Source organism: Allofranklinella schreckenbergeri (assembly GCF_003703475.1).
GTDB classification, from domain to species: Bacteria; Pseudomonadota; Gammaproteobacteria; order Burkholderiales; family Burkholderiaceae_C; genus Lampropedia; species Lampropedia schreckenbergeri.
The window spans coordinates 68,350-90,404 of sequence record NZ_RDQM01000011.1 but is presented as its reverse complement, the minus strand read 5'-3'; the positions used below and the strand labels follow the sequence as shown (position 1 = coordinate 90,404).

Annotated in this window: 17 protein-coding genes and 1 pseudogene; 4 read left to right on the top strand and 14 right to left on the bottom strand. The window is 61.0% G+C overall.

From position 1 onward, the window contains the following. A pseudogene (locus EBQ26_RS09610) lies at positions 1 to 84 on the bottom strand (DUF1153 domain-containing protein); the annotation flags it as partial. Positions 85 to 154: 70 nt separating this feature from the next. Between EBQ26_RS09610 and EBQ26_RS09605 the strand changes: the two are divergent. Then, positions 155 to 754: a DUF72 domain-containing protein gene (locus tag EBQ26_RS09605; protein WP_390614192.1), complete on the top strand. Its 600-nt coding sequence runs from the start codon at positions 155 to 157 to the stop codon at positions 752 to 754. Between the two features lie 260 nt (positions 755 to 1,014). Here the strand turns inward: EBQ26_RS09605 and EBQ26_RS09600 are convergent, their stop codons facing one another. From EBQ26_RS09600 to guaA, 3 genes are read right to left on the bottom strand one after another with little or no spacing between them, the layout of a single operon-like run. Next, positions 1,015 to 1,776, bottom strand: a complete 762-nt coding sequence (locus EBQ26_RS09600) for a DUF4435 domain-containing protein (protein WP_238944283.1) — start codon at positions 1,774 to 1,776, stop codon at positions 1,015 to 1,017. Next, positions 1,769 to 2,887 carry an AAA family ATPase gene (locus tag EBQ26_RS09595; RefSeq protein ID WP_238944282.1) on the bottom strand — a complete coding sequence of 373 codons (1,119 nt, stop codon included), beginning with the start codon at positions 2,885 to 2,887 and terminating at the stop codon, positions 1,769 to 1,771. Before EBQ26_RS09595 ends, EBQ26_RS09600 begins: the two co-directional genes overlap by 8 nt. 33 nt (positions 2,888 to 2,920) lie before the next feature. Beyond that, entirely contained in the window at positions 2,921 to 4,537 is a 1,617-nt protein-coding gene (gene guaA / locus EBQ26_RS09590) for a glutamine-hydrolyzing GMP synthase (protein ID WP_122238795.1), read from the bottom strand. A gap of 234 nt (positions 4,538 to 4,771) precedes the next feature. Here guaA and EBQ26_RS09585 point away from each other — a divergent pair, with 234 nt between their 5' ends. After that, positions 4,772 to 9,178: a collagen binding domain-containing protein gene (locus tag EBQ26_RS09585; RefSeq protein ID WP_147474039.1), complete on the top strand. Its 4,407-nt coding sequence runs from the start codon at positions 4,772 to 4,774 to the stop codon at positions 9,176 to 9,178. Between the two features lie 354 nt (positions 9,179 to 9,532). Here the strand turns inward: EBQ26_RS09585 and tal are convergent, their stop codons facing one another. The 9 genes from tal to EBQ26_RS13005 form a co-directional block, all read right to left on the bottom strand. Next, on the bottom strand, positions 9,533 to 10,486 hold the full coding sequence (tal, locus tag EBQ26_RS09580; protein ID WP_122238793.1) for a transaldolase: 954 nt from the start codon (positions 10,484 to 10,486) through the stop codon (positions 9,533 to 9,535). A 73-nt stretch (positions 10,487 to 10,559) separates the two neighbouring features. After that, a complete protein-coding gene (gene lgt / locus EBQ26_RS09575) occupies positions 10,560 to 11,402 on the bottom strand; it encodes a prolipoprotein diacylglyceryl transferase (protein WP_122238792.1) in 843 nt (280 codons plus the stop codon). A gap of 123 nt (positions 11,403 to 11,525) precedes the next feature. Next, positions 11,526 to 12,518: a tripartite tricarboxylate transporter substrate-binding protein gene (locus EBQ26_RS09570; protein ID WP_122238791.1), complete on the bottom strand. Its 993-nt coding sequence runs from the start codon at positions 12,516 to 12,518 to the stop codon at positions 11,526 to 11,528. A gap of 85 nt (positions 12,519 to 12,603) precedes the next feature. Beyond that, a complete protein-coding gene (locus tag EBQ26_RS09565; protein ID WP_122238790.1) occupies positions 12,604 to 13,872 on the bottom strand; it encodes an NnrS family protein in 1,269 nt (422 codons plus the stop codon). Positions 13,873 to 14,445: 573 nt separating this feature from the next. Then, positions 14,446 to 15,537 (bottom strand): peptide chain release factor 1, encoded by a 1,092-nt coding sequence (prfA, locus tag EBQ26_RS09560; RefSeq protein ID WP_122238789.1) that lies wholly within the window; start codon positions 15,535 to 15,537, stop codon positions 14,446 to 14,448. Positions 15,538 to 15,706: 169 nt separating this feature from the next. Then, on the bottom strand, positions 15,707 to 17,053 hold the full coding sequence (hemA, locus tag EBQ26_RS09555) for a glutamyl-tRNA reductase (RefSeq protein WP_122238788.1): 1,347 nt from the start codon (positions 17,051 to 17,053) through the stop codon (positions 15,707 to 15,709). A gap of 226 nt (positions 17,054 to 17,279) precedes the next feature. After that, positions 17,280 to 17,672 carry a 30S ribosomal protein S9 gene (gene rpsI, locus EBQ26_RS09550; RefSeq protein WP_122238787.1) on the bottom strand — a complete coding sequence of 131 codons (393 nt, stop codon included), beginning with the start codon at positions 17,670 to 17,672 and terminating at the stop codon, positions 17,280 to 17,282. 12 nt (positions 17,673 to 17,684) lie between these two features. Continuing rightward, a complete protein-coding gene (rplM, locus tag EBQ26_RS09545) occupies positions 17,685 to 18,113 on the bottom strand; it encodes a 50S ribosomal protein L13 (protein WP_122238786.1) in 429 nt (142 codons plus the stop codon). Between the two features lie 81 nt (positions 18,114 to 18,194). After that, the gene (locus tag EBQ26_RS13005; RefSeq protein ID WP_238944284.1) at positions 18,195 to 18,413 is read right to left on the bottom strand and encodes a hypothetical protein; all 219 of its coding nucleotides are present in this window, start codon (positions 18,411 to 18,413) and stop codon (positions 18,195 to 18,197) included. Between EBQ26_RS13005 and EBQ26_RS09540 the strand changes: the two genes are divergently transcribed. Next, on the top strand, positions 18,357 to 19,283 hold the full coding sequence (locus EBQ26_RS09540; protein ID WP_122238808.1) for a 23S rRNA (adenine(2030)-N(6))-methyltransferase RlmJ: 927 nt from the start codon (positions 18,357 to 18,359) through the stop codon (positions 19,281 to 19,283). The genes EBQ26_RS13005 and EBQ26_RS09540 overlap by 57 nt on opposite strands. 116 nt (positions 19,284 to 19,399) lie before the next feature. On the opposite strand, the gene mnmE is transcribed toward EBQ26_RS09540, so the two are convergent. Beyond that, positions 19,400 to 20,839, bottom strand: coding sequence for a tRNA uridine-5-carboxymethylaminomethyl(34) synthesis GTPase MnmE (gene mnmE, locus EBQ26_RS09535; protein ID WP_122238785.1), 1,440 nt, complete (start codon positions 20,837 to 20,839; stop codon positions 19,400 to 19,402). Between the two features lie 189 nt (positions 20,840 to 21,028). On the opposite strand from mnmE, the gene EBQ26_RS09530 reads away from it, so the two are divergent. Beyond that, positions 21,029 to 21,931, top strand: a complete 903-nt coding sequence (locus EBQ26_RS09530) for an inositol monophosphatase family protein (protein WP_122238784.1) — start codon at positions 21,029 to 21,031, stop codon at positions 21,929 to 21,931. Positions 21,932 to 22,055 lie beyond the last annotated feature (124 nt).

The following is a 22,055-nucleotide window of genomic DNA, read 5'->3' as shown; positions in this document are numbered from 1 at the left end:
CTTGCCCTGGATGATGTCCAGGACCAGGGCCGTTTTACGCTTGGCCGTCCAGCGCTTGATGTCGTCTTCCATCAGGGTGCTCATCGTCGTTTCCTTCAACGTTAACTCCTGAGCAGGTTTTCACTAGGTCAATACACTGAATGCTGAGCTGGCCGTGCGCGGCTTCATCGAACCCGCCTTGCAAGGGCTGGGTCACAAGGCAGGCGCGCTGGTGTTTCAACTCAGCCCCTTGCCGCGCACGCTGTTGAACGATTTGCCCGCGCTGATTGAGCGCATCGGCCATCTGCTGGCGGCCATGCCACCGCTGGTTCCGAAAGCACCCGATGGCGTGATTGCGCTGGAAGTGCGGGACGCCGCCTTTTTAACCCCCACGCATGCCCCGCTGCTGGCGCAAGCCGTGCGCACTGCGCGCCAAGCCAGCGGCAACCCTATCACCTACTGTTTGGGCCTGCACGCCAAAATGCCGCCCATTGAAGAGCAACTGCCCCTGCTGCGGGCGCTATGGCCCGGCCCACTCGTCTGTCGCTGGAACCTGCACCGCCGCCACGGCGCCTACGGCTACGAAAGCGCCAAGGCGCAATACGCCCCGTTCGACCGCCTGCAAGACCCCGACCCCGAAACCCGCGCCCACCTCGCCCGCGTCATCACCGGCACCTGCGGCGCGGGGCAAAACGCTTATGTGACGATCAATAACAAGGCGGAAGGGTCTGCGCCGTTGTCGGTGGGGGAACTAGGAAAAACAGTTGTTAATTGATTTTCTGAACTCACAGCGAACTGCACGACGAACTCAAAGTGCCATCCACTTGATCTCTTCAACATCGTCATACGCGAATCCTTCATTGCCTTCCGCCCGCCTTCTTCGAACGCATCGGCCACATTACCTCGCTGGTTACTTCCCTTGCGGTATTACCTACTTCGCTGCTCACAATGGTGGTCGTGCCAGTATGTTGATTTACTGATTTTTTGAGATTGGATAAAAGGAAAAACTGTTGAAGTGACCTTCAATGGTTTTTATTATGTTTTTTTAAAAAGATTTTTTATATTTTCTCGAATCTGGTTGCAAAGAATGGTTATGGCATTGTTTGGGAGTTTAGCTCCCATCTCAATTAGATTTTTTCTGCTGTATTTGGATTCTCTGTCTGATGCACTTAAAACTCTAGCCAGCATTTGAAATAAAGTTTTGCCGCGAATAGATCTTGTATAATTTTCTTTAATTTCATTAACTAAATCATGGGATGCCTCCTTAAAACAAATCTCTTCTAGGTGTTTTGAGGATAATCTTTGCTCTTGCAGTATTCTGTTAACATGAAAATCACAATTACACATGCCTTTTGTGCTAAATTCTTCGACATGAAATGCTTGCCAACGAGATATTTCATCAACCAAACATGAGAATAAAATTTTTTCTGACTTCGACATTAGCTCTTCAAAAACATCCTTTAAGTAAAGATCGTTTTCTATCGAGTACCCTAGAGTAAATATTATCCCTGTATTGAATTCGGCTGGAATCCCAGTAAAATGCCACATATCTTTGTCCGCCAAAAACACCACTGGAGTACCAGAAAACTCCATGCGCCTAGAAAATATATCTAGAAGGTTTTGTCTTCCATTGCAGATAAGCACATCCAAGTCAAGCTCGGAAAGCTTATTCTCTATATGGCGATAAACGCATTGATCATCTTTGCCTTCTACTAACACTGTAAGTTGAGATGTGCGTTTTAAATACTCCACCGTTTCGCTAACTGATAGATAAATGCCTTTTGATGTTTTATGCACCTTTATCCTCCAGCATGGGAATTTCTTTATCGCTATATTTTGTATAAATAAACGGTGAATGGGTTGCTACAATAAACTGGTTTGTTGGCTGTTGCTCGATTAAAATACTAAACAATCTTCTTTGCCAATCTGGATGAAGACTGAGTTCGGGCTCATCTATAAAAACAATAGAGTTTTCAGAAAAAGCATTATAACAAAGAAAGCTTAATAGCTGTTTCTCCCCTGCGGAGAGTATTGAGGAATCAATGGCATCCGCAGAATCACCTAATGTGACAGCTTGAAGGCGAATGCCGCGATGCTTAAATAATTTGTCGGTTAGCTCGGATAGAATGGTGAAAGGATGTAAAAGCTTATCTCTCTCTTCATTCATGGTGTCGGCGCGTTCTTGTATGCGATTCAGTAGACTTAAAGCTTCACTGCTTCCGCTATCTTTCATTTTTGGCTTTGCATCTTGAATCTGATTAATAATATACGTGCTAATGCTTTTATATTGAGTATTTAAAGATTCTGATATGTGGGCATACCTTCTGGTTAACAGGGAGACAATATCATTGGTTGAAATAGAGCAAATGAATTTATGCCGATCTACGCTTATCCGGTCTGCAAGACTCGCTAACTCATCCTGAATGTTATCAAAGCGATAAATATCGCGATATACTAGCCTTCCTGATCTACTGGTTCGGCGAATGGGAGTCATTGAGTAACCACCTTCTATTCGACGAAAGGTCGGGAAATATAAAGATGAAGTGCGGAAATCACGAGTCATTTGATTCAGCTCTTCAATACTACTGCGTGGTGTAGGATCTTCAAAATCTTTGTACTTTTTATTTGTTATTTTTCCTGTTTGAAAATCTTCAAAAGTCCATTCGATATATGATGGTTGCTTATCGAGAATAACGCGATAGAAATCCGTAACCAATTCAATATAATTGAATTCAATTTCTGGTGCAATTCGCTCTGCGTTGCTGGAAATCAAATACCAAATTACTTTAAGTAAGGTTGTTTTTCCTGCTCCATTCAATCCGGTAACAATATTTATATCTTCATGAAAATCATGAGATATCTCGATATTTTTATTGAGTCCTGATATATTTATTTTCCTAATTTTCATGATTTGCATCCTATTTTCAAAAAAGAAGAGATGTTACTCCCACTCAATCGTCGCAGGGGGTTTGCTGCTCACGTCATACGTCACGCGATTAATCCCGCGCACTTCGTTGATGATTCGTGACGACGTCTTTTTCAGCAGCGCATACGGCAGTTCCGCCCAGTCGGCGGTCATGAAGTCGCTGGTTTGTACGGCGCGGAGCGCCACGACGTAGTCGTAGGTGCGGCCGTCGCCCATGACGCCTACGCTTTTGACGGGCAGGAAGACGGCGAAGGCTTGGCTGGTGAGGTCGTACCAGCTTTTGCCGCTGTTGGGTTCGATGGTGGAGCGCAACTCTTCAATGAAGATGGCGTCGGCCTGGCGCAGGAGGTCGGCGTATTCCTTCTTGATTTCGCCCAGGATGCGCACGCCCAGGCCGGGGCCGGGGAAGGGGTGGCGGTAGACCATGTCGTGCGGAAGACCCAATGCCACGCCGAGTTCGCGCACTTCGTCTTTGAACAAGTCGCGCAGCGGCTCCAGCAGCTTCAGGCCGAGTTGTTCGGGCAGGCCGCCGACGTTGTGGTGGCTTTTGATGACCACGGCTTTCTTGCTCTTGGCGCCGCCGGATTCGATCACGTCGGGGTAGATGGTGCCTTGGGCGAGGAAGGTCGCGCCCTTCACGCCATTGCCTGCGGCTTTGAGTTTTTCCGCCTCGGACTTGAACACATCGACGAACAGCTTGCCGATGATCTTGCGCTTTTGTTCGGGGTCGGACACGCCTTTCAAGGCATCCAGAAAGAGTTGGCTGGCATCGACGCGCACCACCTTGGCATGCAGTTTGCCGGCGAACATGTCCATCACCATGTCGCCTTCATTGAGGCGCAAGAGGCCGTGATCGACGAACACGCAGGTGAGCTGATCGCCAATGGCGCGGTGAATCAGCGCGGCGGCCACGGAGGAATCGACGCCGCCGGATAGGCCCAAGATGACTTCTTCATCGCCCACTTGCGCGCGGATTTTTTCCACCGCTTCTTCGATATGGTCGCGCATGATCCAGTCGGGCTGGGCGGCGCAGATGTCGAGCACGAAGCGCTCCAGCATGGCGCGGCCCTGCACGGTGTGGGTGACTTCTGGGTGGAACTGCACGCCGTAGAAGCGCCGCGCCTCGTCGGCCATGCCGGCGATCGGGCAGCTCGGCGTGCTGGCCATCACTTTGAAGCCCTCGGGCAAGGCCGTCACCTTGTCGCCGTGGCTCATCCACACTTTCAGCATGCCGTGGCCTTCGGGGGTGTGGAAGTCCTGGATGTCCTTGAGCAGCGCGGTGTGACCGCGGGCGCGCACTTCGGCATAGCCGAATTCGCGGGTGTGGCTGCCCTCGACCTGCCCGCCGAGCTGCTGCGCCATGGTCTGCATGCCATAGCAGATGCCAAGCACCGGGATGCCCAGTTCAAACGCGGCGTCCGGCGCGCGGTCATCCACTTCATAGACGCTGGCGTGGCTGCCGGAGAGGACGATGCCCTTGAGCCGCCCGTCAGCGGCGTAGTCGCGCAGCCAGTCGCTGCTCACATCGCAGGGGTGCACTTCGCAATAGACGTTCGTTTCGCGGATGCGGCGGGCGATGAGCTGGGTGACTTGCGAACCGAAGTCGAGGATGAGGATTTTGTCGTGTTGCATGGCGTTTGAAGGCGTTGGAAATGGGTGTGTTGTGTGATCAGGCTGAGCGTGCCAGCCTGCCAAAGGAAAGGCGTTATTTTGGCCAATCGCTTGCGACTGAAGGCCGTAGGGTTTGAGTGTGGCGCGGATCCTTCGTTGGGGGAAATGCTAGGCGGCGACGGGCGTCGTTATCAAAAGTTAACAAAATTCTCTCCCATAATCACCGTTCGTTTACTTTCATTTCGAAAGGTTGTTATGGAACAAAAAATAACATTCGGTCGCTCGACCGTGCTGTTGGCCTGTCTGGCAGCAATGGGCAGCGTTTCGGCCCAGACGGCTCCTGGGCCTTGGACTTGCGGGACGGAGATGTACATCGGCCGCTCCAACGCCAGTGCTCCGACCAATTTCTTCACTTACGACATGTTGGGCGGCGCTGCTTGGGGCAATGGCACGGCCATTGGCACGGTGGATGCCAACATAGGCTCCGGCCCGCGTGACCTCAACGCGCTGGCCTACAACCCGCGCGATAACTACCTGTATGCCCCGAAACGGGTGCTTGTGGAGCATCCGGATTCGCCTGCCCAGCGTGTGGGCATGTACCGCCTGGGCAAGAACGCGGCTGGGCAGGTGGAGCCTGTGCCCATGAGTCCCAGCGCGTCGGGGGCAGATGTTGTCAAGCACACCATTCCTGTTGCTGGGTTGCCAGACGGTGCTCTTGGCGCGGCCGCATCGTTTGACCGGGCGGGCAATTACTTCATGGTCAACGGGGCCACTAGCGACGTTTACCTCATCCAGAATCTGCACCAAGCCACGCCAGACGGCGGCGCTGTGCTAGCGGAAAAACTGGAGCGCCTGCAAGAAACCGCAGTACCTGATGGCTTCGAAGCCGTCACGCCAGGCCACGTGGGCGGGCAGCGCGCCATCACGGACTTTGCCGTCAGCCCCCAGGAAAGCACCAGCACCGAAACTGTGTTGTACGGCATGGGCGATAAGGTGGCAGCAGGCTGGTATCTGCATCGGTACCGGGTGGATCTGGCGACCAAGAAGGTTTATGTCTCGCGCAAGCTCATTGCAGGCATGGATGTGGCCACGGGCTACATGGCATCGACGGCGTTCCGCCGCGATGGCAAGCTGTTCCTGTACTCTGCGGACGGCAAGGTGTATGAGGTGGATGCCGACCCCGCCAGCGCCACCAAGTGGACGGTGATCGGCACGGTGATGAACGCCGTCGCCGCCAATGCCTCCGACGGCGCTTCGTGCATGACCTCCATTGATGCCACCAACGATGGCAGCAGCACAGCGCCGTTTGCGACGATGGCCAATGGCATAGATGAAGAATTTTTCACCTCCATCCTGAGCAACGACAAGGCCTATTTGCAGCCTGTCGTGCTGAGCGGCCCAGGGCAAAACGCCACGGTGACGCCTGGCTCCTGGAAGCCCGCTGGCGGCGGTGCAGCCCCTGCCGCTGGCGGTATCACGCTGGACTTCGCGACAGGCAAGTTCACAGTGAAAAAGGACACCACGCCAGGCACTTACACCTACGAATACCAGATTTGCGTATCGCCTGAGGTGACGCCCGCCGGTGCAGCCTGCGATAAGGCAGAAGTCGTCATCAAGGTCGATCATGAGCCGATTTGGGCGTTGGACGATGACTTTGGCACCGTTGGCCCCAGCGCCACGCCTTTGGCCCCTTCCGTGGTCGCCAACGACAAAGTGGCTGGCGTGCAAGCTGTGGTGACGGGGGCAAGCCCGAATGCGCAATTGATGCCCAACATCTGGACCAAACTCAACGGCCCTGCGGCGGGTGATTTGAGTCTGAATCTCGGCACAGGCCAAGTGACCGTGCCGCCTGGCACGCCGCCTGGCGATTACGAGTACAGATACATGCTGTGCACGAACACGGGCGTGACACCTGAGCCGTGCGACCCGGCGCATGTCAAGCTCAAAGTCGTTGTGGTCGATGCCGTGGACAACAACTTTGGCGAGGTCAGCGCAGGTACGACGGCGACGGCGCTGGCACCTTCCATTTATGGCAATGACACCGTTAATGGCGCAGCAGCGGATGCAAGCAACGCCGCACTCAAGCCTAATTCTTGGAGTCTGGTTTCTGCGCCGGCAGGCGGTAGCTTGACGCTGGATGAGGCCACTGGCGTGGTCACCGTGCCCGCTAACGCACCAGCGGGCGATTACACCTACAGCTACGAAATCTGCGCGCAGCCGGGCAACAAGCCTTGCGACATGGCGCAGGTGAAGTTGAAGGTGAAGTCTCCGACGCCGCCGCCCCCACCTCCACCGCCGCCGCCCCCTCCACCACCACCTCCCCCTGCCATTAACGCAGGCGACAACGATTTCGGCGAAGTGGAAGCGGGCAACAACACCTCCTCCATCTTCACCAACGATACGGTGGGCGGCGCGGCCATGCAGCCGGGTGTGAATGCGAACCTGAAGGCTGGCTCCTGGACCAAGCAATCCGGCCCTGCTGATGGCACGCTGACGCTCAATGCCGATGGCACGGTTTCCGTGCCTGCGGGCACGCCTGCGGGTACGTACAAGTACGAGTACGAGATCTGTACAGCAGCCGGAACGCCTTGCGACAAGGCAACGGTGACGGTCAAGGTCAAAGCCAAGGCGCCCACGGTTGATGCGGTGGACAACAACTTTGGCACCGTGGCCGCTGGCGGCAAGACAGCCTCGATTTTTGCCAACGACACGGTCAATAGCGCGGCCATGCAGCCGGGCGTGAATGCCAGCCTGAAGGCCGGCTCCTGGAGCAAGGTCTCCGGCCCCGTGAGCGGCAATTTGACGCTCAACGGTGATGGCACGGTTTCCGTGCCTGTGGGCACGCCTGCGGGAACATACGTGTATGAGTACGAAATCTGCGCCACGCCATCGGGCGCGCCTTGCGACAAGGCGCGAGTGACGATCAAGGTGGCTGAGGCCAAGCCCGTCATCCAGGCCGAGGACAACGCCTTTGGCAAAGTGGTCGCGGGTGCGAGCACGGCCTCCGTCTTTGGCAACGATACGGTCAATGGCGCTGCAATGGCGTCCGGCGTGAATGCCAGCTTGAAGGCTGGTTCCTGGGCCAAGCAAGCCGGCCCTGCGGCTGGCGCGCTGACGCTCAACGCCGATGGCACGGTTACCGTACCTGCGGGCACGCCAGCGGGCACGTACAAGTACCGTTATGAGATTTGCGTTGTTCCTGCGACCAATCCTGCCACTTGCGACACGGCGGACGTGACGCTGGAAGTGCCAGCATCGGCCCAGCCTGTGATCGATGCGGTGGAAAACCACTTTGGCACGGTGGCAGCGGGTTCGAGCACTGCTTCAATCTTCGGTAACGACACCGTGGGTGGCGCGGCGATGGAGCCGGGCAAGAACGCCAGCCTGAAGGTGGGATCCTGGACCAAGCAGGCTGGCCCTGCGGCGGGTGCGCTGACGCTCAATGCCGATGGCACGGTTACGGTGCCAGAGGGTACGCCTGCGGGCAATTACGAGTACAGCTACGAAATCTGCGTGCTGCCCGCCACCGATCCGGCCACGTGCGACACGACGACGGTGCATCTGACGGTGCCGGCCGCGGATGCCGTGAAGATCGACGCGGTGGACAACCGTTTTGGCGGTGTGGCGGCTGGTTCGAGCACGACCTCCATTTTTGTCAACGACACGGTCAATGGCAAAGCGGTGGAGATCGGCAAGAACGCCAGCTTGACGGAAGGCTCGTGGAGCAAGAAATCCGGCCCGGCAGGCGGTGCGCTGACGCTGAATGCTGATGGCACGGTCATGGTTCCGGCAGGCACGCCAGCGGGCACTTACGAGTACACCTACCAGATCTGCATGCTCCCGGCCACGAACCCGGCGACGTGCGATACGGCCACGGTCACGATTGAAGTGAAAGAGGCGGCCAAGCCCGGCATCGACGCTGTGGATAACGACTTTGGCACGGTGGCGCCAGGCGCAAGCACGGCGACGATTTTTGCCAACGACACGGTGGGCGGCGCGCCGCTGGCGCTGGGTACGAACGCAGCGCTGAAGGCTGGCTCCTGGGCCAAGCAATCCGGGCCTGCGGCTGGTGCGTTGACGCTGAACGCGGACGGCTCGGTGACGGTCCCGGCAGGCACGCCGGTGGGCACGTATGTGTACAGCTACGAAATCTGCACGCTGCCTGCCACCAATCCGGCCACATGCGATACGGCGCAAGTGCGCATCACGGTGGCGCAGGAGCCTGCCAAGCCCATTGACGCGGTGGATGTGAATCTGGGCAACCTCACGCCTGGCAGCAGCAGCGGTATTTCCGTGTTGAGCGGCGATACGGTGAGCGGCGAGCCTGTGCGTCTGGGTGAAAACGCCACGCTGGATGTCAAGTCCTGGACGAAGGTGGCTGGCCCGGCCGATGGTGCGCTGGTGCTGAATGCCAACGGCACGGTGGTGGCCCCGCCGGGCACGCCGTCTGGCATGTACGAGTACAGCTACCAGTTGTGCAAGCTGCCCGCCACGGTGCCGCCTACATGCGATATCGCCAACGTGCGCATCTTGGTGCCTGGCGCTGGCACTGGTGGTGCGGGTGCCGTTACCCCCGTGCCGGTGGGCGCGCCCTGGGCTTTGGGCCTGGCGGCCCTGGGCATGCTGGGTGTGGCGCGCCGCGTGCGCCAACGCCGCAAGTGATGGCGGGGTGGGGGAGTGTTTCCCCCGCCGGTGTTGAGATGCTGAGGGGCTGCTTGCGGGTGGCTCCTCAGAGACGAAAAAGCCCTGAAGGTGTTTGGCCTTCAGGGCTTTTTCATGCGCCGTGTGGTTGGGTTTTCAAAGTGTTTTACAAATCAATAGGAAATAAAACTGCCCTGTTTTGGCTTGATGCGCATAGCCTTGCTTTTTCTGTTTGGAAGATTGGTGTTTTATCGATCAAGGGAATGAAAATCCTGCCTTTTCGGCGCTTTGGGTTTGAATTGGCTTTTCCTTTTGTTTTGTAAATTGGTGTTCGGGGAAAGTGGCTTTAACCAAGCGGTTTCAACCAGGCGGCTTTTATGCAGCCTGCTGTTGCAGGATGTGCTCGAGCTTGATGGCGTCGGCGGCAAAGGCGCGGATGCCTTCGGCGAGTTTTTCGCAGGCCATGGCATCGGCGTTGAGGGCGTAGCGAAATTGTGCTTCGTCGTATTGCACAAAGGTTTGCGGCTGGGCTTTGGCGGCGGCGTCGAGCATGCGGGGGGCGTCGCCGGGGGTGGCGGCGAGTTGTTCGAGCAGCTCAGGGCTGATGGTGAGCAGGTCGCAGCCGGCGAGGGCGAGGATTTGGCCGGTGTTGCGAAAGCTCGCGCCCATGATTTCGGTGCGGATATCGAAGTGTTTGTAGTAGTCGAAGATGCGGCGCACGGATTGCACGCCGGGGTCGTTGGCGCCGGCGTGGGCGGCTTCGTCCCAGGCGCTGCCGGCTTGTTTTTTGTGCCAGTCGTAGATGCGGCCAACGAAGGGGGAGATGAGCTGCACTTTGGCTTCGGCGCAGGCGATGGCCTGGGGCAGGGAGAACAGCAGGGTGAGGTTGGTGCGGATGCCGCGTTGTTCGAGCGCGCGCGCGGCCTGGATGCCTTCCCAGGTGGCGGCGATTTTGATGAGCACGCGCTGGGTGTCTATGCCACTGGCGCGGTAGAGCTCAATGAGGCGTTCGGCGCGGGTGAGGGTGGCGTTGGCGTCAAAGCTCAGGCGGGCATCGACTTCCGTTGAGACGCGCCCGGGGATGGTGCGCAGGATTTCGGCGCCAAAGCGCACGATGAGGCGGTCCATGCGCTCGGCCATGTCTTGCCCCTGGGTGTGGGCGAGCACGTCGGCGACGAGGTCGGCGTATTCGGGTTTTTGAACGGCTTTGAGGATGAGCGAGGGGTTGGTGGTGGCGTCTTGCGGCTGGTAGGTTTGCAGCAGGTGGAAGTCGCCGGTATCGGCCACGACGGTGGTGGTTTGCTTGAGGGCTTGGAGTTGGGTGGTCATAACGGTGGTTGGTGTGAAAAGGGGCAATCGGAGGGGCAGATCAAGGGGGCGTCAAGGATGTGTCAGGGACGCATCAGGGGCTGATGGCGCGCCGTTTGCCCGCCCAGATCCAGATGGCGATGCCGCCTGCCATCATGGGCAGGCACAGCCATTGGCCCATGCTCATGCCCAGGGGAAGCAGGCCCAGGAAGCTGTCTGGCTCGCGGAAGAATTCGGCGATAAAGCGCAGAGCGCCGTAGCCGATGAGAAAGAGGGCGGCCACGCGGCCTTCCTTGAAGCTGGGGCGCGGTTTGCGCGCGTACAGCCAGAGGATGGCAAAGAGCAGCAGCCCTTCGAGCAGGAATTGGTAGAGCTGCGAGGGGTGGCGCGGCAGCAGGGTGCCGCTGTGGGGAAAGACCATGCCCCAGGGCAGATCGGGCGAGGCCAGACGGCCCCAAAGCTCGCCGTTGATGAAGTTGCCGATGCGCCCGGCGGCAAAGCCCAGGGGGACGCAGGGGGCGACGAAGTCGGCCACTTCCCAGAATCGGCGTTTGCGCGTGAAGCAAAACCAGAGCATGGCGACGATGGAGCCGATCAGCGCGCCGTGAAAGGCCATGCCGCCTTTGCCGATCATGGGGATTTCCAGCGGGTTGCTGAGGTAGTAGCCGGGTTTGTAGAACAGCACGTAGCCCAGCCGCCCGCCCAGGATGATGCAAATGACGCCGATGAACAGCAGGTCTTCCACATCGCGCGCGCTCCAGCGCCCTTGTTCCATGAAGCGGGCGTAGGGCTGCTGGCGCAGGCGTTGGCGACCCAGCAGCAGAAACAGGACGAAGCCGACGAGGTAGGTCAGGCCATACCAGTGCACGGAGAGGCTGCCCACAATGGGCAGGGGGATGGTGAAGGCGACGGGGTCGATGGCGGGGTAGTGGAGCATGGGATGGGGGTGGGAGTGGGGGGCGGCCCCATCAAGCCATCGCCTTGTTGCGCCGATTCGCCTGGGCTGGGGCTGATGGCCTGCGCGTAGGCAGCGGGGCAAGGGTGGCGGTGGCGTGGGGCGTTAGCGTGGTGCAAAGCCGTTGTCGTGGATGATGCGGCTCCAGACTTGGCTGTGCATGCGCTCGCGCGAATCAAGTTCCGAGTGATCCATGTAGCAGGCGGTCATGGCCCAGTCGTGGATTTTTTGATGCACGCCGGGTTTTTGCAGCACTTTTTGCACGGCTTTTTCCCACCGCTGCACCCACTGCATGTCGATGCCGGATGGGGCGTAGAGGCCGTAAAAGGGAACGCTCTCAAAGCCCTCAATGCCCATTTCGGCCAGTGTGGGAATGGTCGGCAGAGCGCTTTGGCGCTGGCTGCCGAGCACACCGAGGATGCGGACTTTGCCAGCCTGGTGCAGCTCCATGAAGTCCTGAATGGCGGCGATACCTACTTGCAATTGCCCGTTGAGCAGGTCGGTCAGCATGGGGGCGCTGCCGCGATAGGGCACGGCCATGAGGTTTTTTTCGTACTTTTGCGCCAGGCGGTGGACGAGAAATTCCGGCGTGGAGGCAGGCACTGGCACGCCAAAGGCCAGCATGGAGGGCTTGTCCTGCTCGTGCAGCCATTCCACGAACTGTTGCCACGTGTGGGCCGGATGGCTGCTGGCAACGGCCACGCAATTGACGAAGGTGGCAATGCCCGCGACGGGCTGGAAGTCTGTATGGGCGTCAAAGCCGGGGCGTCTGAGCACCTGGGGCAAGATGCTGATAGTGTGATCGTGCGAGAGCAGCAGCGTGCGCCCATCGGGCGAGGAGGTCTTGAGCGCTTGCGCGGCGATCTGGCCCGCCGCGCCGGGGCGGTTGTCCACCACGATGGTGACACCCAGCTCCTGGCTTAAATGCTGGGCCAGCAGGCGCGCCAAGGCATCCGTGCCGCCGCCTGGGGGATAGCCCACCAGCAAGCGCACTGGGCCAGCCTCTTCGGCCTGCGCCAGCGGCCAGTGCGCCCCTGCCGCCAGGGCAGCGGCAAATTGCAAATGCAGGGCAAGCCATTGGCGGCGGCGGATGGTCATGGGAGGGTGTTGGCGCGAGTGGGAGAGGGCGAGATTTTAGAGTGCACGGCGCAGCCCTTCGTATGCACAATGGGCCAAATCGTTTTCAGCGCGCGCTTTGCGCTTTGCCTGCTGGCCGAAGGGGAATGCGGCTGACTGGTGTGCCCGAGGGTTTATCCGGGCGAGGGCGGATGAGCATGGGCACGAAGCGCCAGAGGTACAAGGCAAAGGCCAGTGCCCAGGCCGTGGCGCTGGCGTGCTGCCAATGCAGCGTCCATTCAGAAGGCCATAACGCCAGCAGGCGCAGCGCGGTGGCGGCGATGACCAGGGCGTAGGCGGCGACCATGCTGCGATCGGTTTTGAGCGGGCGGCCCAAATGCCCCAGCGCGGTGCGCGTGACCATGCCGATGATGAGCACGGAAAAACCCGCCATGCCGATGACGTGTGCGGGCCAGGCCATGCGCATGTATTGATCCAGCGCGGGCGCTGCCAGATGCAGTGCGGCCACCACCAGCCCGGCGCCCAGTCCAGCGTAGCCCAGGTAGAGAATCCACAACAGCGGCACGCCCAGCACGCGATGGGGCTTCCAGGCGATGACTTGCCACAGCGCGATCAGGCCCGTGGCCAGCAGGCACAGGGCGGCAAGATGGTTCCATTGCAGCAGCAGGGCGAGGACGGCCAGCGTACCCAGCGCCAGTTGCACGCGGCCCGATTGCAGGTGCATGGGGATCTCCAGCCCCTGCACGGCGCGCGAGGCAAAGAAGGGGATTACGCGCCGCGAGATCAGAATGGCCACCAGCGCCATGCACAGCAAGCCGGTGTAAAAGCGCGCCATCAGCAAGTCGTAGTCGATAGCGCGGTACACGCCCCAGAGGTAGGCCGCATCGCTGAGCGCCATGCCCAGCAGCAGCGGGGCGACGCCGTAATTGCGCTGGCTGCCCGAGCGGTGCACCACGCGCGCCATGGCGATGGCGGCGCACAGGTAGAACAGCAGCTCGCTGGCACTGGCGATCCAGAAGGCGATCTGCCCAGGAATCAAAAAGCCGATGCGCGCCACCAGCCACAGCGCCGCCAAGGCCGCCAGGGGCCTGCCGTGGAGCGGGTTGATACCCGTCCAGGTTGCGCCCGCGGTGAGCAAAAAGCCCACCGCAATGGCCATCACAAAACCCCAGAGCATTTCATGCGCGTGCCAGAGCATGCCCGTCATCGTGCCCAGCAGCCATTGCGGCGTGAAGATCCACAGCATGACCGACAGCGCCGCCCAAGCGCAGGCGGCGGGGTAGAGAGGGCGAAAGCCCAGTTCCAGAAACGCGTTCCAGTCGGGTGGGGGTGGGCGAGGGGTTTCAGGCTCTTGGATGTGCAGCAGTTCAGACATGGCAGTGGGGCCGGTCGCAGAGAAGACGGGGATGGGGGCTCTAGAGCGTGTGATGCACTTTCCGCCCCCCGCGAGAGCGCCCCGGCGTGTGCAGTGCAAGGCGCTGGCCCCGCCGCAGCCTGGCGGGCTGCAAGGGGACGGCAACGCCGCAATGCGCATGCCGGGGCGCTTCTCCCTTCGGGCTGGCCCCAAAACCATGCACTCGCTGCGCCCTCTCGCTTGCCAAGGAAGTCAGCCTTGGCGGCGCGCGCCGCCTTGCGATTACACGGTTTTGGGGCCAGCGCGGGGGAGCGCAAAGTGCATCACACGCTCTGGTGTGCCTGGGCGAGCCGTCCCCGCTGGCGCCTTGCCGCCCATCCCGACTTGGGGCGAGCGCTATGCGCGGCGACTTTGATGGCATGCCGCCCTGGCAACGAGCGCTATTGTGCTGCGCAGGCAAACCCCTACGGCGTGGAGGGCGTCACATGCTTGAGGGGATGTTGGTGGCAATGAATTCCAATTCAATGGCAATAAAATTGCCTTGTTATGGCATGTTGTATATAAAAGTAATTCTGCCTTGAATTGAAATTTTGTTTACTGCGCTTGCAGTTGCGCAATCAGCTCGGCCTCGCGCGCGGCTTGCAGGGCGTCGAGCACCTCCTGCAAATCGCCTTCCATGATGGCGGGCAGTTTGTAGAGCGTGAGGTTGATGCGGTGATCGGTCAGCCGCCCCTGGGGGAAGTTGTAGGTGCGGATGCGGTCGGAGCGGTCGCCGCTGCCCACCAGCCCCTTGCGCAGGGCGGCATCCTTGGCGGCTTGCTCGCTGCGCTCTTTTTCTTGCAGGCGTGCGGCCAGCACTTGCAGGGCCTTGGCCTTGTTGCGGTGCTGGCTGCGGTCGTCCTGGCACTCGGCCACCATGCCGGTGGGGATGTGGGTGATGCGCACGGCCGAATCGGTTTTGTTGACGTGCTGGCCGCCCGCGCCGCTGGCGCGAAAGGTGTCGATGCGCAAATCGGCGGGGTTGAGCTGCACGGCCACGGCCTCGTCCGGCTCGGGCAGCACGGCGACGGTGCAGGCGCTGGTGTGGATGCGCCCTTGCGTCTCCGTCACCGGCACGCGTTGCACGCGGTGGCCGCCCGATTCGTAGCGCAGGCGGCCATAGACTTGCTCGCCTTCGATGCGCAGCACCGCTTCCTTGTAGCCGCCCAGCTCGCTTTCGCTGGCGCTGATGAGTTCGACCCTCCAGCCCACGGCGGCGGCGTAGCGCGTGTACATGCGCAGCAAATCGCCTGCGAACAGGGCGGATTCGTCGCCGCCCGTGCCCGCGCGGATTTCCATGAACGCGTTGCGCGCGTCGTCCGGGTCGCGTGGCAGCAGCAGGCGTTGCAGCTCGGCCTCCAGCTCGGCCATTTGCGCGCTGGCGTGGGCGATTTCTTCTTGCGCCAAGGCGGTGGTGTCGGCATCGCTGGCGGGGTCGGCCAGCATTTCTTGCGCGGTTTCCCAATCGGCCTGGCAGGCGCGATAGCGCGCGTAACGGCCTGCGATTTGCGTGACCTGGGCGTGCTCGCTGGCGATGGCGCGGTATTGCTGCATATCGGCCATGATGTCTTCGCGCGAGAGCAAAAAGTCCAGCTCGGCCAGGCGCTCGGCGTAGCGCTCAAGCTGTTGTTGCATATAGGCTTGCATGGGTGGTTGTCCGGCTGAGTTGGGTTTATTTGCAAATCATCAGGATAAAAAATGCCCCTGTTTCGGCATGATGATCATGCCGTGAATTTTACTTTGATTTGTAATAATGGTGCGCGGCCCGGTTGCGTGAGCGTTGGGCATCAGGGGCGCATGGGCGCGGGCATGGGCGCTAGTGGCGCAAGCTCGTGATGGGCGCTTTGGGGGCGTCCAGCGCTTGGGCTGGGGCGGCATGGTTGCGCAGGAACAGCCGCGACACCATCTCGGCGGTGTGCTGGCGGTCTTGCGCGTCGCCATTGCGCAGTTCAGTGACGGCGCCGTGCAGCATTTTGCGCGCCACGCTGTCGGCCAAGGCCTGGAGGACGGCGTCCACATCCTGGCCGCGCGCCAGCATCTTGCGCGCGCGGGCGACTTCCTGCTCATTCCAGCTCTGCGCTTGTTGGTGCAGTTGCTGGATCAGCGGCACCACGGCCCGGTCGCTCTGGCGCAGCTCCAGCCAGCGCGCAAAGCCTTGCACGCCGTTGTCGATGATGGCTTCGGCCTGGGCAATGGCGGCCTGGCGATGCGCTTTGCCCGCCTGCACTACGCCCGCCAGATCGTCCACGGTGTAGAGATAGACGTTTTCCTGCTGCTGCACTTCGGGCTCGATATCGCGCGGCACGGCCAGATCGACCATGAACATGGGCTTGTTGCGGCGGCGCTTGAGCGCGCGCTCGACCGCGCCCAGGCCAATGATGGGCACGCTGCTGGCGGTGCAGGAGACAATGACGTCGAACTCGTGCAGGCTATCGGGCAGCTCGCCGATGCGCAGCGTGTGCGCGCCCAGGCGGGCGGCGAGCTTTTCGCCGCGCTCCAGCGTGCGGTTGGCTACCGCCATGGCTTGCGGGTGCTGGGCGGCAAAGTGGGTGGCGACCAGCTCGATCATCTCGCCCGCGCCCACGAACAGCACTTTGAGCTGTGTGAAATCCTCAAACAATTGCCCCGCCAGCCGCACGGCGGCGGCGGCCATGCTGATGGAGTGCTCGCCAATGGCGGTGCTGGAGCGCACCTCCTTGGCCACGGCAAAGCTGCGCTGAAACAGTTGGTGCAAGGTCGCGCCCAAGGCTCCGGCCTGCTCGGCGGCGCGCACGGCGTTTTTCATTTGACCGAGGATTTGCGCCTCGCCCAGCACCATCGAATCCAGCCCGCTGGCGACGCGGAAGGCGTGCCGCGCGGCCAGATCGCCATCGTGCGTGTAGGCGTAGGTGGACAGCTCCGTGGCGGACATGCCGCCGCTGCGCGCCAACCATTCCAGCGATGCGCAGGGCAGGGCCTGGGGCGCGGCGCAATAGATTTCGGTGCGGTTACAGGTGGAGAGAATGGCGGTTTCTATTTGATTCTCATCGCCGCGCGCGGCGACGGCCAAGCGCTGGCGCAGCTCGGACAGGGCCGGTGCGAGCTGATCCAGTGCGTACGCAAATCGGCCCCGTAAATCCAACGGGGCCGAGTGATGGTTGATACCGAGCGTCCAAACAGCCATGGGGCGCTATTGTAAATTTTTGAAATCGGCTCGTCTTATTCGAGCGTTTTTCTCGGAAATGGGGCTTGGGGGCGGCTTGGTTGACAGTGCGGCGCAGGAGGCGCGCCTGGGCCAGGCCCGCCGCATAGGGCTACAGAAAAAGCCACAGGCTTTGCAGCCTGTGGCTTGTGGTGTCTCGCTCTGGGCAAAACAGGCTGGCAGCGCCCAGCGCGCCAGCCCATGCGCATCAGCGCTTGGAGAACTGCTTGCGGCGGCGGGCGGAGTGCAGACCGACCTTCTTGCGCTCGACCTCACGGGCATCGCGGGTCACGTAGCCAGCAGCAGAGAGCTGGGGCTTGAGCGTTTCGTCGTAGTCGATCAGCGCGCGGGTGATGCCGTGGCGCACCGCGCCGGCCTGGCCGGATTCACCGCCACCGCAGACGTTGACTTGCACATCGAAAGTTTCGAGGTGGTTTGTCAGCACCAGCGGCTGCTTGGCGATCATGATGGAGGTCTGACGGCCAAAGTAGTTTTCGATCTCTTTGCCGTTGACCACGATCTTGCCGGAGCCTTTTTTCAGGAAAACACGGGCCACGCTGGATTTGCGGCGGCCAGTGCCATTGTTCCAATCACCAATCATGTTCGTGGCTCCTTAGATTTCCAGCACTTTGGGCTGCTGGGCAGAGTGAGGATGGTCGGGGCCGCCATAGACCTTGAGCTTTTTGATCATGGCGTAACCCAGTGGGCCTTTGGGGAGCATGCCCTTGACGGCCTTCTCCAGCGCGCGGCCGGGGTGCTTGGCCTGCATGTCGCGGAAGTTGGTGGCGCGGATGCCGCCGGGGTGGCCGGTGTGGCGGTAATACATCTTGTCCAGGGCCTTGTTGCCCGTGACTTTGAGCTTGGATGCGTTGACGATGACGATGTAATCGCCCGTATCGACGTGAGGCGTGTAAATGGCTTTATGTTTGCCGCGCAGACGGTGGGCAACTTCGCTGGCTACCCGGCCGAGCACCTTGTCGGTGGCGTCAATCACAAACCATTCATGTTGCACCTCAGCGGGTTTTGCGCTGAATGTAGACATGCGGTTTCCTTTTAAAACAAAAAATCAGCCCTATTGCCACGGTCGGCGCTCTTCTGTGCATGGCGTGCATGCAGGAGCCTCTTAGGTGGTGGCAGGCGGCGCGCTTGCCTTGAAAACAAGCTTGGCATCCGCCCGATTTGCTGCGGGGCAAAATCGCTGCAAACCGCGCATTGTAGCCAAGTTGGCTGGCGCCGCCGGGGTTTGGCCGAATGGGGCGGCAAGAAGCGTGCTATCGTCGTTGCCATGTTCAGTTATCGCCACGCTTTCCACGCCGGCAACCACGCCGATGTTCTCAAGCATCTTGTGTTGACCGCCACGCTCGACTATTTGCGGCAAAAAGACACGGCGCTTGCCTTGATCGATACGCACGCGGGCTGCGGCCTGTACCGGCTCGATGGCGACTTTGCCCAGACCAGCGGGGAGAGCCAGCACGGCATCCGCAGCCTGTTGGCCGAAGCGGGCGCGGCGCAGGCTCAGGGGCCTTCCGCTTTGGCGCATTACCTGGAGCTGGTGCGCCAGCTCAACGACGGTCAGGCCGATGGCGCCGCGCGCAAGCTGCTCTATCCTGGCTCGCCCGCCATCATGCAAGCCTTGATGCGCGCGCAAGACCATTTGCATGCCTTCGAGTTGCAGCCCGCCGATATGCGCGCCTTGCAGGGCAATCTGGCGCAGGGGCCGCACGCGGGCCGCGTCAAGGTCTGGCATGAAGACGGCTGGGCGGGCAGCTTGCGCTTGCTGCCGCCGCCTTCGCGCCGCGCTCTGGCGCTGTGCGATCCCAGTTACGAGATGAAGACGGACTACGCCCAGGCTCAGCGCTGGCTGGCCGAGGCGCTGCGCAAATTCGCCACCGGCACGTACATCGTGTGGTTTCCCATCATCCCCCGCCCCGAGGCGCACGAGTTGCCGCGCAAGCTCAAAGCCATCGCGCGGCAGGCGGGCAAGCCCAGCTTGATGGCGAGCCTGAGCATCAAAAGCGGCAGCCAGTCGGGCGTCAAGGTGCCGGGGCAAAAGCCCAAGCGCACGGGGATGGTGGCCAGTGGCGTGCTGGTGGTCAATCCGCCCTACACCTTGCACGAACAGCTCCAGCAAGCCTTGCCGCTGTTGGTGAAGGCGCTGGGGCAAGACCATATGGCGGCGTACAAGCTGGAGGCCCCGGCGGGGCAGGGGTGAGCGGCGAGGGTCTAATTTTACAAATCAATAGGATAAAAAATACCCTTGTTTCGGCAATTTGGGTATGGAGATGAATTTCTTTTGATTTGTATTTATGGCGGGTTGGGACAAGGCGTTCACTTGCCAATGCAAAAGCTGGAAAAAATCACCCCCAGCAAATCGTCGGCGCCGAATTCGCCGGTGATGCGGTTGAGGGCCAGTTGGGCCAGGCGCAACTCTTCTGCGAGCAAGTCCAGCGCGGGGGCGGAGCTGTCGATCTGGGCTTGGGCTTGGCTGAGGTGCGCATCGACTTCGGCCAGCGCTTGCAGGTGGCGGCTGCGGGCCATGAATACGTCTTCGGCGACGGTTTCGTGGCCTGCCAGTTGCAGCAGGGTGTGGCGTAGCGCATCCAGGCCCTGGCCGGTTTTGGCGGAGAGGCTCAGGGCCGGGCGTGCGGGCTGGGCGTCGGAGGCCGGGGCAGATTCGAGGGCCAGGTCAGGGGCCAGATCGGCCTTGTTCCAGATGTGAACGATGGGGATGGCTGGGCTGATGCGCTGCTCCAGTTGCGTGAGGATGGCGGCGTCGCGGGCGCGGTAGTCGGCATCGGTTGCCTGTGTGCCGTCGTGCAGGAACAGCACGGCCTGCGCTTGCTCCAGGGCTTGCCAGGCGCGCTGGACGCCGATTTGCTCGACCAAATCGTCGCTTTCGCGCAGGCCGGCGGTATCGATGATGTGCAGCGGCACGCCGTCGATCTGGATGGTTTGCTCCACTTTGTCGCGCGTGGTGCCGGCAATGGGGGTGACGATGGCCAGCTCGGCCCCGGCCAGGGCGTTGAGCAGCGAGCTTTTGCCCGCGTTGGGCTGACCGGCGATGACGATGTGCAGGCCTTCGCGCAGCAGGGCGCCTTGACGCGCGCGCTGGACGACGGCGTTCAGTTGCTGGCGCAGCGCGGCCAGTTGGCCGCGTGCATCGGCGGCTTGCAGAAAGTCCACGTCTTCTTCGGGGAAGTCCAGCGTGGCTTCGACGAGCATGCGCAGGTGGATGAAGCCTTCGCGCAGCGCCTCAATAGCCTGGGAGAAGGCGCCGCTGAGCGAGCGGCTGGCGCTGCGCGCGGCGCTTTCGGTGCTGGCGTCGATGAGGTCGGCCACGGCTTCGGCCTGGGCCAGATCCATCTTGTCGTTGAGAAAAGCGCGGCGGGTGAACTCGCCCGGCTCGGCCAGGCGCAACTGGGGCAGCCAGGCTTGGCCGGTGGCGGGGTTGGCGGCGGCGGCGGTTTGCAGGCAGCGCGCCAGCAGCATTTGCAGCACGATGGGGCCGCCGTGCGCTTGCAGCTCCAGCACGTCTTCGCCGGTGTAGGAGTGCGGGGCGGGGAAGAACAGGGCCAGACCCTGGTCGATGGGCTGGCCGTCGGCGTCGGGGAAGGGCAGGTAGTGGGCGTGGCGTGCGCGCAGGTTCTGGCCCAGCCAGTGCTCGGCCCAGGGGCGCAGGCCCTGGCCAGAGATGCGCACGATGCCGACGGCGCCGCGCCCGGCGGCGGTGGCAATGGCGGCGATGGGGTGCTGGTCGGTGCGGGTCATGGGGCGGGGGCAAAGAGTGGGGCCTGGAGTGGGCCAACAGGCGTCAAACAAGCAAGCGGGCAAACAGGCGCGCCGGGGCGGCGGGCGGGGCGATTGTGCAGGGATTCGGGCGCGCCTGGCGCGGGGGGCGAGCGGGCATGGGCGGCGCGATAAAATTGCCCGTTTTTCTTTTCAGGCTTGGCATCCCCCATGAGTACACCTTCCACCAGTCTCCACCCCATGTTGAACGTGGCCATCAAAGCCGCGCGCGCGGCCGGCAGCGTCATCAACCGCGCTGCGCTGGATGTGGAGGCTGTGCGCATTTCGCAAAAGCACATCAACGATTTCGTCACCGAGGTCGATACCGCGGCGGAGGACGTGATCGTGCAAACGCTGCTGGGCGCGTATCCGGGCCACGGCATCCTGGCCGAGGAGAGTGGCCAGCGCCACGGCAATGCGCAATCGGATCATCTCTGGATCATCGATCCGCTCGATGGCACCACCAACTTCATCCACGGCTTTCCCGCCTATGCGGTGAGCATTGCGCTTTCCGTCAAGGGGCGCATCGAGCAAGCCGTGGTGTACGACCCCACGCGCAACGATTTGTTTACCGCCACGCATGGCCGAGGGGCGTTTTTGAACGACCGGCGCATCCGCGTGAGCAAGCGCACGCAACTGGGCGACTGCCTCATCAGCACCGGCTTTCCCTTCCGCGCGGGCGACGACTATGCGCTGTACGTGCAGATGTTCACCGAGCTGTCGCGCCGCACGGCCGGCTTGCGCCGCCCAGGCGCGGCCGCGCTGGATCTGGCCTATGTGGCCGCTGGCTTTAGCGATGGCTTTTTCGAGTCGGGCCTCAGCCCCTGGGACGTGGCCGCGGGCAGCCTGCTGGTCACCGAAGCGGGCGGCCTGGTGGGCAACTTCTCTGGCGAGGCGGACTTTCTGGAGCAGCGCGAGTGCATGGCCGCCGCGCCCCGCATCTACGGCCAGTTGGTTTCCGTGCTGGGCAAGTACAGCAAGTTCGCTGGCGTGGAGGCCAAAGAGGACGTCGCCCGTCGCAGCCAGGCGCTGCGCCAGGTGCTGGGCCTGTCCGCCCCGCCGCCGCAGGACTGATGGCAGGCCTGTCTGGTGGTTTTATTGCAAATCAATAGGAAACAAAATAACCTTGTTTCGGCAACATGGTTATAAAGCTATTTATACTTTGATTTGTATATAGAGGGCGTGGCGATTGCTGCTG

Coding starts and splice junctions, on each gene's coding strand:
- EBQ26_RS09595 (WP_238944282.1), bottom strand. CDS start 2,887: ATGAAAATTAGGAAAATAAATATATCAGGACTCAATAAAAATATCGAG.
- guaA (WP_122238795.1), bottom strand. CDS start 4,537: ATGCAACACGACAAAATCCTCATCCTCGACTTCGGTTCGCAAGTCACC.
- EBQ26_RS09585 (WP_147474039.1), top strand. CDS start 4,772: ATGGAACAAAAAATAACATTCGGTCGCTCGACCGTGCTGTTGGCCTGT.
- tal (WP_122238793.1), bottom strand. CDS start 10,486: ATGACCACCCAACTCCAAGCCCTCAAGCAAACCACCACCGTCGTGGCC.
- lgt (WP_122238792.1), bottom strand. CDS start 11,402: ATGCTCCACTACCCCGCCATCGACCCCGTCGCCTTCACCATCCCCCTG.
- EBQ26_RS09570 (WP_122238791.1), bottom strand. CDS start 12,518: ATGACCATCCGCCGCCGCCAATGGCTTGCCCTGCATTTGCAATTTGCC.
- EBQ26_RS09565 (WP_122238790.1), bottom strand. CDS start 13,872: ATGTCTGAACTGCTGCACATCCAAGAGCCTGAAACCCCTCGCCCACCC.
- prfA (WP_122238789.1), bottom strand. CDS start 15,537: ATGCAAGCCTATATGCAACAACAGCTTGAGCGCTACGCCGAGCGCCTG.
- hemA (WP_122238788.1), bottom strand. CDS start 17,053: ATGGCTGTTTGGACGCTCGGTATCAACCATCACTCGGCCCCGTTGGAT.
- rpsI (WP_122238787.1), bottom strand. CDS start 17,672: ATGATTGGTGATTGGAACAATGGCACTGGCCGCCGCAAATCCAGCGTG.
- rplM (WP_122238786.1), bottom strand. CDS start 18,113: ATGTCTACATTCAGCGCAAAACCCGCTGAGGTGCAACATGAATGGTTT.
- EBQ26_RS09540 (WP_122238808.1), top strand. CDS start 18,357: ATGTTCAGTTATCGCCACGCTTTCCACGCCGGCAACCACGCCGATGTT.
- EBQ26_RS13005 (WP_238944284.1), bottom strand. CDS start 18,413: ATGCTTGAGAACATCGGCGTGGTTGCCGGCGTGGAAAGCGTGGCGATA.
- mnmE (WP_122238785.1), bottom strand. CDS start 20,839: ATGACCCGCACCGACCAGCACCCCATCGCCGCCATTGCCACCGCCGCC.
- EBQ26_RS09530 (WP_122238784.1), top strand. CDS start 21,029: ATGAGTACACCTTCCACCAGTCTCCACCCCATGTTGAACGTGGCCATC.